Source organism: Actinocrinis sp., from assembly GCF_035938995.1.
GTDB lineage: Bacteria > Actinomycetota > Actinomycetes > Streptomycetales > Catenulisporaceae > DASZGI01.
Genome location: NZ_DASZGI010000372.1, coordinates 1 through 17,751, shown reverse-complemented (window position 1 = coordinate 17,751; position 17,751 = coordinate 1). Strand labels below are relative to the sequence as shown.

At 68.5% G+C, this 17,751-nt stretch carries 7 protein-coding genes; 2 read left to right on the top strand and 5 right to left on the bottom strand.

The annotated features are described in order from the left end of the window. Positions 1-1,737 (bottom strand): glycoside hydrolase family 30 beta sandwich domain-containing protein (locus VGZ32_RS25750; protein WP_326888788.1); only part of this gene is annotated, 1,737 nt, incomplete at its 3' end. Positions 1,738-1,912: 175 nt separating this feature from the next. On the opposite strand from VGZ32_RS25750, the gene VGZ32_RS25745 reads away from it, so the two are divergent. After that, entirely contained in the window at positions 1,913-3,007 is a 1,095-nt protein-coding gene (locus VGZ32_RS25745) for a LacI family DNA-binding transcriptional regulator (RefSeq protein ID WP_326888787.1), read from the top strand. Between the two features lie 8 nt (positions 3,008-3,015). Here VGZ32_RS25745 and VGZ32_RS25740 read toward each other — a convergent pair whose 3' ends face one another. From VGZ32_RS25740 to VGZ32_RS25725, 4 genes are all read right to left on the bottom strand, one after another. After that, positions 3,016-3,708, bottom strand: coding sequence for a DUF998 domain-containing protein (locus VGZ32_RS25740; protein WP_326888786.1), 693 nt, complete (start codon positions 3,706-3,708; stop codon positions 3,016-3,018). 94 nt (positions 3,709-3,802) lie between these two features. Next, complete coding sequence (locus tag VGZ32_RS25735; RefSeq protein ID WP_326888785.1) at positions 3,803-5,101, bottom strand: RNA polymerase sigma factor; 1,299 nt, start codon at positions 5,099-5,101, stop codon at positions 3,803-3,805. A gap of 141 nt (positions 5,102-5,242) precedes the next feature. Beyond that, complete coding sequence (locus VGZ32_RS25730; RefSeq protein ID WP_326888784.1) at positions 5,243-5,563, bottom strand: YciI family protein; 321 nt, start codon at positions 5,561-5,563, stop codon at positions 5,243-5,245. Between the two features lie 680 nt (positions 5,564-6,243). Continuing rightward, positions 6,244-13,224, bottom strand: a complete 6,981-nt coding sequence (locus tag VGZ32_RS25725) for an RHS repeat-associated core domain-containing protein (protein WP_326888783.1) — start codon at positions 13,222-13,224, stop codon at positions 6,244-6,246. Positions 13,225-13,834: 610 nt separating this feature from the next. Here VGZ32_RS25725 and VGZ32_RS25720 point away from each other — a divergent pair. Further along, positions 13,835-17,751: DNRLRE domain-containing protein (locus VGZ32_RS25720; protein WP_326888782.1), on the top strand; the 3,917-nt coding region annotated here is incomplete at its 3' end.

Below are 17,751 nucleotides of genomic sequence, written 5' to 3'. Positions count from 1 at the left end.
CTGGCGGGCATCGACTGTCTTGCCGAAGTCGACCTGGAGGTACTGCCCGGGGGTCTGGCCCGTGCCGGTCGAGTAGCGGGTGCTGGCGTCGCCGTCCACGGCGTTGGCCGCTACGTCACCGGTGCAGCAGGGGTTGGTCGGGCCGTTCGGGTTCGCCGTCGCGGTCCAGCCGGTCGGGTTGACCTGACGCAGCGCGTCGGTTCCGGGGATGTCGCCGCGCCAGACGAACGTGGCGAGGGCGCCGCCGGGCAGGGTGTAGGTGAACGCCTGGCTGCCTTCGCGCACCGCGAAGGTCTGCGGGTTGTCGTTCTCGTTGTGCGCGACCAGCACGGTGCTGCCGTCCGGATTGCGGAACGCCACATCCATGATCTGACCGTTCCAGCCGGTCGTACCGAAGGACGTGCTGCCGATGCGCACCGCGCCGGGCGTCACGAACCGGGCCAGATGTCCGAGCGTGTAGTACTCGGCGTCGTTGGTGACGGTGTCGCCGGGGCCAACGGTCACGATTCCGGTGCAGGTGGCGCAACCGCCCACGTGCGGGCCGCCGGACGGGTCGAGGGCGAGGTTCCAGTTGATGACGGTCTCGGCCCAGTTGCGGGTCGCGCCGATGATCAGGTTCCTGGCGTGCCACTTGAGCGTGTCGGAGAAGGTGTTCGCCGGGTTCGAGGACTGGCTTCCCGAGCACTCAGTGAAGTAGATCGCCTTGTCCGGGAACTGGTTGTGCAGCGTCGTCATCGCGCTCGGATCGCCGTAGTAGCAGTGGTATGCGACGCCCGAGACCCACTTCGCGGCCGGGGAGGACAGGACGTTCTGCGGGTACGCGTTGATGTCCGCGGTCTCGTCCGGCGGGGTGTTGGCGACGTCGTTCGGGTGCTCGGTCCAGTTGTGGTCGTACGCGAGGATCTGGGTGTGCAGGTCCGCGTCGCGCAGCATCGGGCCGAGGTCCTCGATGACCTTCTCCTCCTGCCAGGAGGGCATGTCCGTTCCCGGATACCCGTTCGGCGTGCGGTTCTGCGGCTCGTTCTGGACGGTGATCGTGTCGACCGTGACGCCGTTCGCCTTGTACGCCTCGACGAACTTCAGCAGGTAGAGCGCGTAGGAGCGGTAGACGCGCGGGTCGTCGATCAGCCGTCCGCCGTCCAGCAAGTCAGTGGTCTTCATCCACGCGGGCGGGCTCCACGGCGTGGCCACGATCTGCAGGCGGGGATTGATGGCCTTGGCCTCACGCAGCAGCGGAAGGATCTGCGCCTGGTCGTGCGCGATGCTGAAGTCGCGCTGCGCGTAGTCGGTCTGGCCGGCTGGCAGGTCGTCGTAGGTGTAGGCCGCGTTCACCACGAAGTCGGAGGCGCCGATCGGCTGGCGCAGATAGTCCAGGCCGTCCCCGGTCCGCGGGTCGAACAGCGAGCGCATCGTCGCCTCGCGCGCAGCAGGGGAAAGCCCGGAGAGCACGGCGGCCGACGAGTCGGTGATCGCGCCGCCGAAGCCCTGCATCGTCTGGTACTTCAGGGTCGGATCGACCACGACCGTCGGAGCGGTGGTCGCCGCGGTACTGAACGGCACCGTCCCCAGATCAGCCATCTTGTCCGTGCCGTCGGGGGTGGTGACCCAGACATGGGCCGCGACGGGCGCGGACCCGCGCCCGTCGGCGGCTGCCGCTCCGACGCTGGCCGCCGTGGTGGCGCCGATGGCGGCCACCGCCGTGCCCAGCGATATCGCGATCACTCGAATGCGGGACATCGTCATCCTCCTTGCGCGAGTCGGGCGGAGGTCATGAAACAGATGTAACAATCATGGAACACTTTCAGCAGCGGTAGACAAGCAGCGATACCTGGCCGTGTCAAGGGACCCAGCGTCTTCTCCACGCTTCTCCGGACTGACTATGCTTCGGTCATGGAACAGCATCGTGTAACACATGGTTAGCGGTCCGCAGGGGCGGCGGGTGACTGTGCGCGCGATCGCGGCGCAGAGCGGGGTGTCCATCGCCACGGTCTCCCGGGTCCTCAACGACCAGACGAACGTCGCGCCCGAGACCCGCGAGCTGGTGCGCCGCGCCGCCGAGCAGCTCGGCGCTCAGGCGGCCGGTTCCCGTCCGGGCGTGCGGCGCACCTCGTCGGATGCGGTTTACCTGCGCTGCCCGTACGTGCTCACCGACTACTTCGGGCTGATCGTCTCCTCGATCGCCGAGACCCTGGAGCTTCACGGCAGAACCCTGATGCTGAACGCCGGGGAGGCCGCGCAGCAGGAGACGGTGCTGCCCACGCTCCCCGCGCGGCCAGGCGTCGGCGGCGCGATCGTGATCCTTCCGCCCGAGCCCAGCGACGAGCTCGTCGCGCTGCGCGCCCGCGGCTTCCCGTTCGTCGTGGTCGATCCGCGCACCCCGCCGCCGCGCGACATCGCGGCGGTCTCCGCGGCCCACTTCGCCGGGGCCCGCAGCCTCAGCCATCACCTGGTCCAGCTCGGCCACCGGCGCATCGGGGTGGTGGCCGGACCGCACAACTGGCTGGCCGGGGAGGCTCGGCTGGCCGGGCACGCCGCCGCGCTCGCCGGGGTCGGCGTGCTCCCCGACCCGGAGTTGTGCCGCGCGGGCGAGCCGACGACGCCATTCGGCTACCGGACGGCCGGCGAGCTGCTCGACCTCGAGGACCGGCCCACCGCGCTGGTCTGCTTCAACGACAAGACCGCGGTCGGCGCGCTGGCCGCCGCGGCCGAGCGGGGACTGAGCGTACCGGCCGACCTGTCGATCACGGGTTTCGACGACATCGACCTCGCCCAGGCCACCAACCCCCAGCTGACCACCGTCCGCCAGCCGCTCGAGGAGATGGGCCGGATGGCCGTCAGCCTGCTGATCCGTCTCCTGGACGGGCACCGGGTCGACGCCCTGCACGTCGAGCTCGCGACCGAACTGGTCGTGCGCGGCTCATCCGGCCCCGCACCCGCGCGACAAGCCAACGCGGCGCCGCGGACGTCTCGCACGTCCGCGGCGCCGCTGCTTGATACCCGTTACTGAGTCATCGGTCATTCCGTCCGCAGTCGCGCCGCCACGTAGCTCACCCACAGCATCCCCGTCAGCGCGCCGATGCACAGGGTCAGCGAGCCCGCCGCTCCGCCGACCATCGCCCAGCCGTCGCCCAGAATGAAGATCACACCGGCGATCCGGGAGGCGATCGCGAGACCGCGCCGTCCTTCGCGGGCGTAGAAGCGGCCGAGCACGAAGCAGGCGGCGATGGTCGCGGCGAAGGCGACCGTGCCGGAGAGCATGTGCAGGTCGCTGTGCCAGCTCATCGTGTGCGGCTCGCCCAACGGTGTGCCGGCCGGGAAGCCGTTGCCCGGGTCCATGTGGAAGATCCCGGCCGCGACGTAGCCGATGCCAGCGATGCGCACGAGCCGCGGCACCCAGACGCCGCCGGTCCGACCCGCAAGCGCTCGCCGCAGCCCGGCCGCGCCGAGTATCGCCAGCACACCCGTGAGCACGAAGTCGGTGACCTGGATCCAGCCGAGTGAGCCGTCGCTCAGCTGGCTGAGCGGGTTACGGGTGAGGTCGAACCCGGCGCGGGTGAATGCCTGGCTCAGCGAGACGACGGCGAAGAGCGGCGCGGACAGTGCTGCACAAGCGAGCAGCGCGCGAGTCGCCGCCGTCCGCTTGCCGGTAACGACGGTCGCGGACGTCGCAGAGAGCGTGTTCGCGGTCGTGGTCACTGTCGAAGTCATGATGGTCTCCCTGTGAGATTCGCCGGGCCTTGTCGCCCGGCTCACTCACGCTTCGATCGGCGGGAGACCGATTCGACACGTCCACCAAGATTCTTTACATCGAGTTCGCCGCCGCGGCGCGGCAGAGCAGAACCTCCTGCTCCCGGACGTTGCGCGCGAGCGACGCGGCGCGCTCGAACTCCTCACGCGCCTCCTCGTGCCGGCCGAGCTTAGCCAGCAGATCTCCCCGGACCGTGGGCAGCAGGTGGTAGTCCTTGAGCGCCGGTTCGTCGGCGAGCGCGTCGACCAGCTTCAGTCCCTCGGCGGGCCCGGCCGCCATAGATACGGCGACCGCGTGGTTGAGGCGAACCACCGGAGACGGCGCGACCCGACCGAGAATGTCGTAGAGCGCCGCGATCTGCGCCCAATCGGTCTCCTCGGGGGCCTGGGCTTGGGCGTGGCACGCCGCGATGGCCGCTTGAAGCACGTACGGGCCCGGCGGTCCCCCGATCTGCTCCGCGCGCAGTAGTGCCGCGAATCCGCGCAGGATGAGCAGCCGGTCCCAGCGCCCGCGGTTCTGCTCGAGGAGCGGAACCGGTTCGCCCGATGGTCCGACCCGGGCACGCAGCCGGGACGCCTGGATTTCCATGAGCGCCACCAGGCCGCGGGCTTCGGCGTCGTTCGGCGCGATCTCGGCGAGGATTCGGCCAAGTCGAAGCGCCTCGTGGCACAGCTCGGGGCGGGTCCAGTCCTCGCCGCCGGTCGCCGCGTAACCCTCGTTGAAGACGAGGTAGATGACTTCGAGCACCGAGGCCATCCGCTCGGCGCGCTCCTGAAGGGGCGGCAGCTCGAACGGGATGTGGTTCTTGCCGAGGGTGCGTTTGGCTCGCACGATGCGCTGGGCGATCGTGGCCTCGGGCTGGAGGAACGCCCGCGCGATCTCCCCGGTGGTCAGGCCGCCGAGCAGCCGCAGGGTGAGCGCGACCCGCGCCTCGGTGGAGAGCACCGGATGGCAGGAGATGAACATCAGCCGCAACAGGTCGTCGCCGACCTCGGCGTCGTCGAGGGCCGCCTCGACCTCGGCCTCGACGCTCGGCTGCACGGTCCGCAGCTCGGCCTCGATCTGCTCCTGCTTGCGCTCGAGACGTTCGAGCCGGCGCAACCGGTCGATCGCCCGGCGCTTGGCGATGACTGTCAGCCAGGCACCGGGGTTCGGCGGGATGCCCTCCGAGGGCCACTGCTCCAGCGCGGCGACCAGCGCGTCCTGGGCCAGTTCCTCAGCCAGGTCGACGTCGCGCACGAGCCGAGCAAGTCCCGCGATGATCCGTGCGGACTCCAGGCGCCAGACCGCCTCGATCGCGCGATGGATGTCGGCGTCGGCGTCAGCATCGGGGGCGGTGTCGGAAACGGCCATGGAGCCGATGACAACATCGTCATCGGCTCCAACGCAAGACCGACCCCCGGTCAGCCAACGTCAGCCGCACCGCTCAGCCAACAGCGTCAGCCGCCCGGCTCAATCAGCCGAGTCAACCGGCGGATCACCCCTCCGGCACCGTCAGGCGAAAACCTGCCGGACGTCGCTGTCGCCGTCCCCCGCGATCGCCCAGAATCGCCGGGAGATCTCGAGCGCCTCGTCCTTGTCGCGCACCTCGACCAGCGCGAAGCTGACGATCAGCTCCTTGGCCTCGGTGTAGGGGCCGTCAGTCAGCGTCAGCTTGCCGTCGCGGGACGAGATGTGAGTGCCGGTCGGCTCCAGTCCCCCTGCCGCGAGCAGCACGCCGGACTTGGTCAGCTCCTCGACGAACTTGCCCATCTCGGCGAACATCTTCTCGTCGGGGGCGGTCGAGCCAGCGTAGGTGGTCATCAGGTAACGCATGATCGGTCTCCTCTGCTCAGTTCGGCCTGGGCACCGGGCCCAGTCTGGACCACTGTGGTCCGGCCTTTGAGCATGCTTCGAACGGCGCGGCGCGGAATCGACACGATCGACGAGTTTTCTCAAAAAATCTTGGTCGGCTCATCGGACCGAACGTAGCGCCGGTGCGTGTGCTCTCTCAGGGCCGTCAGCGTCGTCTCCGGGCACGAGAAGAGCTGACAGCTCGGGGACAAGGCAGACTCGGCAGCTCCCGACCAGGTCAGGTGGACGATGCACCACCGCGGACGCGGACCGTCGCGGAGACTGAACACCGACCGATCGCACGATCGGCACCGCGCCCGCGCGACGGCTGTAGCGGTGGCGCCCCACAATATGTGCTCCTCGCCGACCTCCCGCCGCAGTTCCTTCGCAAGCGGAGCCGTATCATCGGCAGCCACTGCGACCCAACCGTCCGGCAGATCTGCCGAGTCCAGGTCCGAAGCCGTCGCGGCGGTGCCATCGCGCGCGGCGTGCAGACGGCACAGCGCAGGCAGATCGGCCAAGCGTACTTATCCGCCGAAACCCCGGGACGTGCGTCCGCCCATCGAAACCACGGCCCGCCAGGCTGAACGAACTCGTGTGCGCGCGCACGTCGGCAGATATCGCAGCGACGGTCTCAGAGCACCACGACGTGAGACACCGCCTTACTCAAGACCGTCCAGAAGCGGCCACACCTGCTGGCCGTCAGCGAAGACTCCACCAAAAACCCGTAAGGCCTGGACAGCGTTTTTAACGTTGCCGACAAAGGAATTCGCGCCCTCTGGGCCCAGCTCACCGATCGTGTTGTAGCTGCCGATCTGGACCACGTTCTCGGCGTCCCCGATGAAGGTTCCACCGTCTGTGATCACCGCCGTGTTCGCCTTACCTATGAACGTTCCGCCCTTGACGACAATGTTTTTCACGTTGCCGACCCTGACTTCGCCGGGGCCACAAACCTCGACAGAGGCGCAGGAGCGGGAGTTCTGGGTCTTGGACGCGTTCGAGCGTTCGGGGCTGCGGGATGAGGACGAGGACTCAGAACTCGTACTTTCATTGCTGGCGGCGGACTCGCTGCTGCTCGAAGCCTCGCTGCTGCTTGCCGCTTCGCTGCTGCTGCTCGCGGCCTCACCTTCCGTGGCAGCCGTGGCCTCCGTGGAGCTCGCGCTTTCGCCCGCGGTGCTGGCGGCGACGTCGCTCGCACTACTTGCGTCGGCGCCGGCCTCGACCGCGGTGCTGGTTGCTTCTGCCGCGGTATCTGCCGCGCCTTCTGCTAATTCGGGTGCTAATGCCTCGCCTGCTTCAAGTGCTGCCGGGAGTAGCTCGGGTTGGACGATGCAGGCGACGGCGACCACCACGATCGCGACGACGGCGACGACCGCGAGGACGGCTTCCCACCAGTGGTGCGGCTTCGGCGGGACGGGCTTCTCACAGGTGGTGCCGTTCAGCTCGCCGCCGGCTGCGGTGCACGCGGTTGAGAGCTGCTGGATGTAGAGGCAGGCGGCGTCACAGATGTCGTTCGCTGTCGCCGCTGTCTCGGCGCACAGTTGGCGCATCTTGCCGTGCAGGCTCGAGCAGCCGCCGTCTCCGCTGCTGGATCCCGAGCCGGATCCGCTGCTGCTGCCCGAACCCGAGCCGCTGCCGGAGCCGCCGCTCGGTGCGGTCGTCGGCGGAGGCGGTACGTCCGTGGTGCCGCAGTGGGTCATCAGGTTGCAGCCGCCCGGGTCGCCGCACCAGCCGTTACCGCAGTCGACCATCTTGCCGGTCGCGTCGCTGTTGCTGACGGGGTTCGCGGCGGCGTAGGTGTAGCCGTTGAGCGACTGCGGGTTCGTGGATGCGAAAATCGGGTCGACGCTGAGGAACCTTCCCAGTACGGGGTCGTACTCGCGGGCTCCGAGTGTGGTCAATCCTGTACCAGTGTCCTGTGGCTGGTCCAGATACCCGTTGGGGTCGTTCCAGGTGCCCGGGACGCTGCCGCGGGGCGCGCCATAGGGGGTGTACTGCTGCCAGCTCGGGTTCTCCACGGTCGCGTCGAGGCTGATCGTCGCGGTGCCGTGTGGGTCGGCGAGTTCGAACTGGTAGTTGTTCGTCGTGCCGGACTCCACCGCCTGCCCACCGCCAGGCAGCGGGATGAACCGCGTCGCGGTGATCGCGTTGTTCGAAGTGTTGAGCTGGAGCTGCTGGCCCGGCAGGAACAGGGTGGTGGTGCCGGGATCGGTGCGCTCGAGGACGTTGCCGTTCGCGTCGTAGAGATAGCCGGTGCCACCCGCGGCCGTAGTGATCGTGGAGAGCCGTCCCAGGTCGTCCCAGGTGAGGGTCTGCTGACCGCTCGTGCCGGGGCCGGGTCGGCCGGTCGTCTCGCCGAGTCCGTTGTTGCAGTAGCTGGCGTTCGTTGTGCCGGACGGGCCGGTGGTGCTGGTGGAGTTGAGGGTGTGCGCGCCGGTGGAGCTGGTGGTGCAGGTGCTCGCGCTGCCGCCGTAGTTATAGGTAGTGGTGGTGTCGGTAGCGCCGGTCAGCGAGTGGTTGGTCTGGGTCTTGGGCTGGCCGAGCGGGTCGAAGGTCCAGCTGGTCCAGTACGCCGCCCCGGCGATCCCGTCGCCGACGGTGCTGGTGACGTTGGAGCTGGTGGGCTGGGTACCGCAGCTCGACGCGTTGGCGCTGTTCGTGGTCCAGGCCTGGGTGAGGCGGTCGAGCGCGTCATAGTTGTAGCACTGGGTCTCGTTCTGGGCGCCATTGCGGATCTCGGTCTGGCTTGTCGGGTTGCCGGACGCGTCGTAGGCGTAGCTGCTCTCGTCCAGCGGAGTCGAGGAGACCGCGGTATTCACCAGGCGGCTGTCGGTGATCGCGCCGGTGTGCGGATCGTAGGTGTTCGTGATCGACGCGTTGTTGTTCGAGCCGATGGTCTCCTGGGCGACCTGGCCCAACGCGGTGTAGGTGATGTTCTGGGTGTACCCGTTCAAGCCCCCGAGCGTGGAGGGCACGTCGATCCCGTTGTACGAGGAGAAGCCCAGGTTCAGGATTTCCTGCGACAGCCCGCCCACCGCCGGGACCTGTGTCGCGCTGGGGTTCCCGGTGATCTTCGAGTACGCGTGCTTATATGTGTATGTGCCTGCCAGGCTGCTGCCGCCCGGCACCATGTAGCTCTCGCCGAGCGATGCGCCAAAGACGTTGAACCCGAGCGACTGAATGGTGAACGCACCCGCGCTGGTGTACGAGGTCTGGGTGGTCAGCTGGCCGATCGCGTCGCTGACGCCGGGCTCGTCGTTGCTGTTGTCGTACACCCAGGACGCGATCTCGTTCGACGAGGACTGCGCGTTGAGCGGGGCGTCGTACTCGGCGGTCTTGCGGCCCAGGGCGTCGTAGGTGAACGACTGGGTGTGCCCGGCCGAGTCAGTGGTCTGAACGGTGTGGCCGGCTGCGTCGTAGAGCGTCGTGCCGGTCGTGCCGCTGTCCGGATCGATGGTGGTCGCGGTCTGACCGAGGTAGTCGTACGTGGTCGACCAGGTCTCGCCCTTTGCGTCGATCGTCTGGTACGGGCGGCCGAGAGCGTCGTACGTGTACTGCGTCGCCTGGGTCGTTCCGCCACTGATGCCGACGGTGGTGAAGCCGCCTGCCGTGCCGGTGGTCACCGTCGGCGCAGACGTGTACTGGTCCAGCTCGGTGCTGCGGCCGAGGGCGTCGGTGACGCTCGCGGTCGCCACCCCGCCGGTCGGCGGCACTGAGACGGTCTTGTCGCCGGTGTATTGGGTGTAGGAGATGTCGTCGACGGTGGGGTTGGACGCGTTGTCCAGCGACTGGACTTCCACCGCGCGGCCGAGTCCGTCGTAGGACGTCAGGGTCTGCTGGTGCACCTTGTTGTCGGGGACCGTGACCAGGGTGGTGGTGGGAGCGCTGGACGGGTCCCAGTAATCGGCGTTGGTCTTGGTCACCCAGCCGTGCGTGTCGTAGAAGGTGTCGTTGACGATCCGCCCCGCCGACACGGTCAGCGCCTGCTTCTGCGTCTGGCGCGGCCGCAGCAGCGCGTCGTAGATCTGCGTCGAGGTCGAATATCCGGACTCGTCGTTGAGCGTCTGCGTCGTCACCGCCGTGACCGTGCTGGACACCGTGTACGTGTACTGGGCGTCCGCGGGGTCGGACGGCGAGCGGCCGTGGTACCACACGGCGGTCGTGCGGCCGAGTCCGTCGTAGTGGACGGTCGTGGTGATGTTGTTGGCGTCGGTCGCGCTGGTGACGATCGTGCGCTCCGGGTCCAGGGTGGTGGACTGGGTCTGGCCGAGCGCGTTGGTGTTGGAGGTGCCGGTGACCGTGCCGTAGCTGGTCATCGTATACGAGGTCGATGTCTTGTCGCCGAGCGCGTCGTAGGTCGCGGTCGGACGGCCGTACCCGTCGTACACGGTGGCGGACTTGGTCTTGTAGGTGAAGGCACCGTTGGCGTATCCGGTGGCGGCCTGCACGATCGAGGGTTCGCCGAGCGTCGGCGTGCCCTGCGAGATCGACGCGGGCTGGGGCCAGGTGGTGGCGTCCGCCTGATCGTCGTAGATCGTGCGGCCGGCGGTGACGACGTCAGTGGCCTTGTTCAGCGAGGCGGGCGCGGTCAGCGCGTTCATCTGCGCGGCGGTGGGCGCGGACGACGCGCCGGGACCGGTGCCGCCGCACGGCTTCGCGTCCGTCTCGGTCGCCGCGACCAGCCCGACCAGATTCAGGTCCGTGTTCGCGGGCGCATACGTCGTCTGCTCGCAGGTTTCCTGGGAGCTGCCCGTGCCGACGAGTGCCAGATCGCCGGTGTCGTCGACGAACAGCGGCAGTCCGAAGTCGGGGTCCGCGGCGTTGGTGTCGTAGCTGGTGACGGTCGCGGTCTCGCGCCAGGAGGGTGGATTGGTGTCGGTCAGTGCTTGCTTGGTCCAGGTCTCCACCGGCTTGATCGCGTTCGCGGTCAGCGCGGGCAGTCCGGTGCGGGTGCGGGTCGCGGTCGGCGCGGACACCCAGTACGAGCTGACCGTCGAGTGGTCGATGGACCCGCCGTCATAGGTGTACGTCGCGTCTTCCAGCGTCGAGCCGGCGAGCTGGTCGGCGTCGTCGTGGGTGCCGCCATTCGTGTCCGTGAGGGTGACCGCGGTGGAGTCGTTGTCGTCCGACATCCCGCGGTAATACCAGCCCTCTGACAAGGTGAGCGGGTCGCTGCCCTGTCCGGTGCGCGTCTGCACGTCGCCGTAGCCGCGGAACTGGCCGTACGTGCGGTATTTCGCCGGAACCAGCTCGTTGTCGTCGTAGTGCCAGGCCGCGTGGCCGAGGTACTTGTACTGGGTGAACAGACCCGCGCTGCCGCCGGACGGGTCCGACTGGGAGACGGACTGCACCGAGTACTTGTTGAACCAGTCCAGGTACGGGGTCGTCGCGCCGTCGGGGGTCCAGTACGCCGGGAAGCACGAGGAGGTGTTCGTGCTCGGATCCAGCGTGACGGGTGACGAGCACGGGTCCACGAGTTCGTACTTGACGCTGATGACGCTGCCGGTCTCGGTGGTGATCGTGCTGATCCGGTACCGGTTGAGCGGGCCGAGCCCCGACCCGGTGCCGGTGGTGTAGTTCACCCGGTTCGCCATCATGATCGAGCCGAAGCTGACCGAGGGCAGGGTGACCGCCGAGCCGCCGGCGCTCGTGTCGGAGCCGGTGTGGGTGATCGATGACAGCCACAGCGTGGAGGTGTTGTACGTGCCCGTGGTCGGGATCGTCTGGTTCAGGTCCCAGGTGTCGACCGTGTTCCAGCCCGAGCCGTTGTACTGCTTGGCCGCGATCGAGGTCAGCCGCGCGGTGGAGAAGAACGACGGGCTCGAATTGTCGCAGGTGCCGGTGGACGGGCAGATCAGGTCGTCGGGCACGTCCGGCCAGTTGGGCGCGTTGGTCGAGTTCAGCGGGTCACAGGTGCCTGACACGCACCGGTCGCCGGTGCTGAAGACGACGCTGTCGGGCACGGTGCCGTACGCGTTGCCGTCGGTGAACCCGTAGTCGACGTGCGCCAGGTGGCTGTCACGCACGTACGACACGGTGTGCGCACCGACGTCCTCGCCGTAGTAGTTCGTGTCCTGCGCGTAGTAGTACGCCATCGCGTTGCCGTGCAGGTCCTTGACGTAGTCGAGGTGCCAGCGGTACGCCATGGTGCACACCGAGGAGGTGAACCCGGCGGAGTTGTAGCACGGGTCGCCCGGGTTGGCCGAGTACACCGGTTCGGTGTCCACGGAGTTGGTCGGGGTGCTTTTCGAGTTCCAGCCGGGCAGGTGGTTCAGGCCGAAGCTGTAGACGGTGCCGTCGCGGGTGGTCACTGTCCAGTAGTCGGTGTCGTAGGTCCCGGTGCCGTTGTTCGCGTTCTTGTGCTGGGTGATCACCTCGCCGTTGTCGGTCGAGGCCTTCCACGCCTTCGCCCCGGAGTCCCACACCAGCGACGAGCTCGATCCGCCCAGCGACAGGGTCAGGATCGGCCCGTCGTAGCACATGTCCCCGGTCTGGTCGGCCGTCGGCAGCGTCACCCCCTCAGGCGTATCCGAGCAGGTCACGAACGACTGCTCGATGAACGAGTCGGCCATCGACCACCCGTCCCCGATCCACGAGGACTGCGACTGGGTCGAGGCGATCTGCCCGTCCACGCTGCCCGAGTCGTACGACAGGCCGACGCTCGGGACGAGCGTGGAAACCGCCTGCGGCACCGTCATCGGGTACGAATAGTCGAAGGTTCCGGAGGAGCCGCCCGCGCTCCAGGAGCCCGAGGGCTTGAGCGACGTCGCGCCGTACTGGCCGCCGCCTCCGCCGCCGTCTCCGCCCGAGGTCGATGAGGTGACGGCGAGCACGACCGCGCTGTTGGCGGCCGCGCTGTCAGTAGTCGGGGCCGACCGGTCCGCCGTCTTGCTCGACACGGCATTGCTCGACACAGCCGTGCCGAGCGGGAGCGTGGCGGACACGCTCTGCCCGGCGCCATCGTTCGTCGAGGCCAGCGGGGTCTGCGTCCGGCAGGCGGCGAGTTGCGGAGTTGTCAGCGCGCATGCGGGAAGCTCCACCAGCCGCAGCCGCGAGGCGTAGTCCCCGCCGTACGCCTGCGCGAACGAGGAGTAGTCCACCCCGACGCGCACCTGGCCCCGGCCCGCGCCGGTCGGGGTGATCTGGGTCAGGACGCCCGACACGCCCGCGTCCGACGCCGCCTGGTGACTCAGCACCTTAACACCGAGTGACGACGGGCCCGCATATGCGCCGTGCGAGTCGGTGACCGCCTGCGCCCACACCGGCGTGCCCGCCGCGTGGCTCTTCGTGGTCGTGGCGACGTTCGACTTCGTCGCAGAGCTCGGCGACGCTCCGGGCGAACCGGCCGTCAGCGCGAGGGCGCCGGAGGCCGCGGTCGGCCAGGATGTCGCCGTGGCCTTGTAGTTCGCCGGTTGCTTCGGTTGCGCCGCCGGCTTCGCCTTGTACGCCTGAACACCGGAGACCGGCGCGCCCAACGACGGTGTGGGGGCCGTGTTCGGGGCCTTCGGCAGGGCGTCCGGCGAGATCGACAGCGCGAGCGGCGCGGCGAGGGCGGTGGACAGCGCAGCGGTGAACCAGCTCGAATGCCGGGCCCGCTCCATCGCGCGCGCAGCAGTAGACACACCCCAGTAAAAGACCCGCATGTGTCGTTATCCCCTTGTGAACGTGCTCCCCGTATTGGTTACGCAGTCCGGTCGGAGCGCTACCGGACTGCCACCCGCCGATCACTGTGCCAGCAGATTCAAGCTTCGACTCAGGCTACGACGGTAAAGAATCAACCAAATCCGGGGAAGAAAACTGGCAATCCACGCAACGAATACGTATTCGAACGTGACGCACATCACACATGTCGCGCAATCGGAACCGCTGGGTCCATACTCGCGGCGGGGTTACTCGCGGCGGGGTCGGTCGAGACCCGCGTACCACGGAGGGATATGCACGGCAATGAATATTCGAAGTAGTATCGGCATGCCCGGACGCGGGGCGGCGGCATTGCTCGCGGGCACGCTGGTCACGGGGGTTCTCGGATTCGCGCCACAGGCATCTGCTTTGAGCAGCGGAAACACCGCCACGACCGGCGCCGCGTCGACGGGGAAAACGGGCCCGGCGCCGCTCACCGCGGCGCAGGCTTCTGCACGGGCTCGCACGACGGGTAAAGCAGTTGAGGTCAGTTCGCTGACTACAGAGACTTCACTGACCACGGCGAACCCCAACGGCTCGCTGACCCTCACGGAGTCGGCGGCGCCCGTTCGCGTGCGTGAGAACGGCGCGTGGGTCGGGCTCGACGCGACGCTCAAGGCGAACCGCGACGGCACCTTCTCCCCCGCCGCGACGCTGAGCGACGTGGTCCTCTCCGGCGGCGGCAAGGGCGCGCTCATCTCCTTGCACCAGGGCGGCGAGGGCATGAGCCTCACTCTGCCGCTGGCCCTGCCGCGGCCGGTGGTTTCCGGGCCGAGCGCCACCTATCGCAATGTCCTGCCGGGCGTGGACCTGACCGTCACCGTCCGCACCTCCGGCGCGGTCAGCGACGTGTTCACAGTGCACAACGCGAGCGCCGCGGCCGATCCGCGCCTCGCCCAGCTGCTGACCGCGCACATGACCACCAGCAAGGGCTTGAAGCTCACCAGCGATGCGACCGGAAACCTGGCCGTCACCGACGCGTCCGGCCATGCCGTGTTCACCGCCCCGGTGCCGCGCGCGTGGGACTCTGCCGCGGCGTCGGTCGCCGCTCCGCTCGCCACGCATGCGGCGGCCGTGGGGACTTCGGGCACTGACGCTCCCGCGTACGGCGCGCACACGGCGGCCCTGAAGGTCACCACGCAGGCGGGAACGCTCGCGATCGCCCCGCCGAACGGGCTGTTCACGGCGAAGAACGCTTTGTTCCCGATGTTCGTGGACCCGACCTACTCCCCCAGCTACGGCAACAACGGCTGGTCGAGTCCGGGCGCCGGATACCCGAACGACAACCACTGGGATTCGACGGTCGACCCGACGAACGGCATCACCCAGATCGGGTACAGCGGTGGCCCGGAGGGCGAGGCGCTGAGCCTGTTCGACTTCCCCATCGATCTCAATACCCTGCGCGGCGCGACCATCTACAGCGCCTACTTCGGGATCGTCGAGACGCACTCGTGGGCCTGCCCCACCGGCGGGCACGATCAAAAGGTCGACCTCTACGCGCCCGGCGCGACGCTCTCCCCCTCGAACGCGACCTGGAACTACTGGTCGGGCAACCTGGGCGGCTCGATCGCGCAGGGGAACTTCGCCCTCGGATACAACTCCAACTGCCCGGCGGGCGGCATCCCGGCATTCAACGTCACCGGCACCGTCGCCAACGACGTGAACGGGGGTAAGGGCACGCAGACGCTGGCCATGCGCGCCGACGACCACAGCGACAACTACGCCTTCAAGGAATTCCAGGCCAGCTCGGCCAACCTCACGGTCACCTACGACTACACCCCGGACACCCCCAGCGGCCTGTTCACCTCGCCGGCCACGACCTGCGCCGGCAGCACTCTCGGCGACACCGGCGTGTCGCTCTACACGACCGTCAACACCCGCGCCGGCGGCTCGCTGACCACCACGTTCAGCCTGACCACCGGTTCCTCGGGCAACCTACTGACCTCGGCGAACGGCGTGAATTCGGACACGTACACGGGCGGATCGGGCCAGCTCGCCGTGATGGACCTGCCCGAGTCGTTCTTCAAGGCGCAGGCCAAGGGCGCGCGCACGGTCTTCAACTGGCAGGCGCAGACCAGCGACGGCACACTGGCCTCCGGCTGGTCCTCGACGTGCTCGTTCGCGTGGGACCCGACGCGCCCCGGGGCCCCGACCGTGGCTCCGAACCCGAACCCGCCGTCCGGCGCCAAGACCTGCGCGACGGTGAACGACACCACCGACTCGGTCCAGCAGGTCGGCACCTCCTGCTCGTTCACCCTGACCCCGCCGGTCGGCGCCACCATCTCCGGCTTCACCTACCAGGTGGACGACCAGCCGCCGGTCACGGTCGACGCGACCGGAGCCACGAACGTGAGCGTCCCACTCGCCCGACTCGTCAACACGCTGACGGTTAGCGCGCTGTCGGCGGGTGGCAACCTCGGCTCCTCGCGCACCGCGTGGTTCGACGGCACCACCATCAATCCGCCGGCCAAGGACGGCGATCTGACCCTTGACGGCACCCCCGACCTGATCGTGGCCGGGAACAGCACCACCGCCCTCCCGCCTGGCCTGTGGCTGGCCACCGGACACGGGGACGGCACCGTCGCCACCGGCGCGGTCAACATCGGTATCAACGGGCTCGGATTCAACACCAACGCCACACCTGCCGACTGGAACGGCGCGCAGGCGATCAGCGGCGACTACTGCGGCTACGGCGCGCAGGACGTCCTGGCCTACTTCCCGACCGGTGTCAACGCCGGCGGCGGCGCCGTGGTCTGCAACGACGGCGGCGGCGACCCGCTGCACCTGGGCACGCCGACCACCATCGGCACGACCACCGCTCCGTACTCCATCCCGGCCGGCGCTCTGGTCGACTCGAACGGCAACGTGGCGACCCAGGTCGCCAGCGCGGGCAACACCAGCGGCCACGGCGAGACCGCGCCGGATCTGTTCGCGACCATCAGCAACCAGCTCTACCTGCTCTGGTCGACGACCCCGAACGGCTACAACACAAACAGCACGTTCGGCGACTGCCCGCAGGGCTGCTCCGTGCTCAGTGCCCTGAACAGCCCGGACGGATCGCAGGACTGGAACAGCTGGACGATCGCCACGACCCAGCTCTCGTCCGGGATCGCGATGTACCTGTGGAACCGCACCACGGGTGCGCTCGACCTGTGGACCGGTCTCGGTTTGTCCAGCGACCACACGACCCTGACATTCGCCAACCAGTACGCCCTCTACACCGGAGCCTCGGGCAGCACTTGGAACAGCGGTCTCAACCTGCTGCTGCGTGCCGCCGACATCAGCGGCTCCGGGATCCCGGACCTGTGGGCGACCGATCCCACCACGGGCGTCGTCACCGCCTACCTGCCCTCGTCCCTCGGCGGCCAACCGGCCAACACCGCCACCACGACGCTGGACACCTCCAACCACGCGTGGCTGTTCCAGGACATCGGCACCAACACCTCCGGCAGTGCGCTGACGAGCACCGCGGACAGTGTCGGCTCGCTGAACCTAACCGGCACCACCGGGGTGCAGTGGAACACCGGCGACCTCTACCGGCCCGACGCACTGCTCAACACCCAGGCCGACGGGACCACCCCGAGCGGCGGGACCGGCGTGCTGTCCGCCTCGGGTCCGGCGGTCAACGTGGCGAGCGACTTCACCGTCTCGGTCCGGGCGAAGCCCAACGCCCTGGGCGGGGTGATCCTTTCTCAGGACGGCTCGCACTCCTCGGGCTTCATCCTCTATCCCGACGGAGCCAGCCGGAAGTGGATGTTCTGTCTGGCTAAGACGGACAACACCACCTGGAACTACGACTGCGATGCCGGCGGGATCGTGCAGCTGGGCGTATGGGCACAGATCACGGCCAGCTACAACGCCTCGACCGGCATCATGACCCTGTACGTGAACGGTGTCGAGACCTCGGTCGCCACGCACGCGGCGCTCAGCGGATTCACCGGCCCGTTCCACGTGGGCGACTTCCTGGACAACAACACCCGCTCAGCGCCCTACTCAGGACAGGTCGCGGACATCCACACCTGGAACGCGGTGCTGCCGCCTCCGCAGCCGCAGAGCGCGAGCAGCGAGTTCGTGCCGGTCAACCCGACCCGGGTCGTGGACACCCGCGACGGCACCGGCGGCACCAAGGGGCCGATCGCCAACGGCGGCGTGGTCGCCGCGCAGATCACCGGATCGGCCGGGATCCCGACCACCGGCGTCACCGCGGCGGCCGTCTCGATCACCGAAACCGCGCCGACCTCGAACGGCTTCCTGACCGTCTATCCGGACGGCACGCCGCAGCCGGTCACCAGCACGGTGAACTTCGGCGGCGGCGTGACCGTCACCAACGGGGCGATCGTGCCGGTCGGGGCCAACGGAAAGATCGACCTCTGCAGTTGCAGCGGCGCCTCGAGCAACGTGCAGATCATCGTCGACGTCACCGGTTACTTCACCAGCAACCTCAGCACACCGAACGCGAGCCTGTTCGTGCCGACCGAGCCCAACCGGCT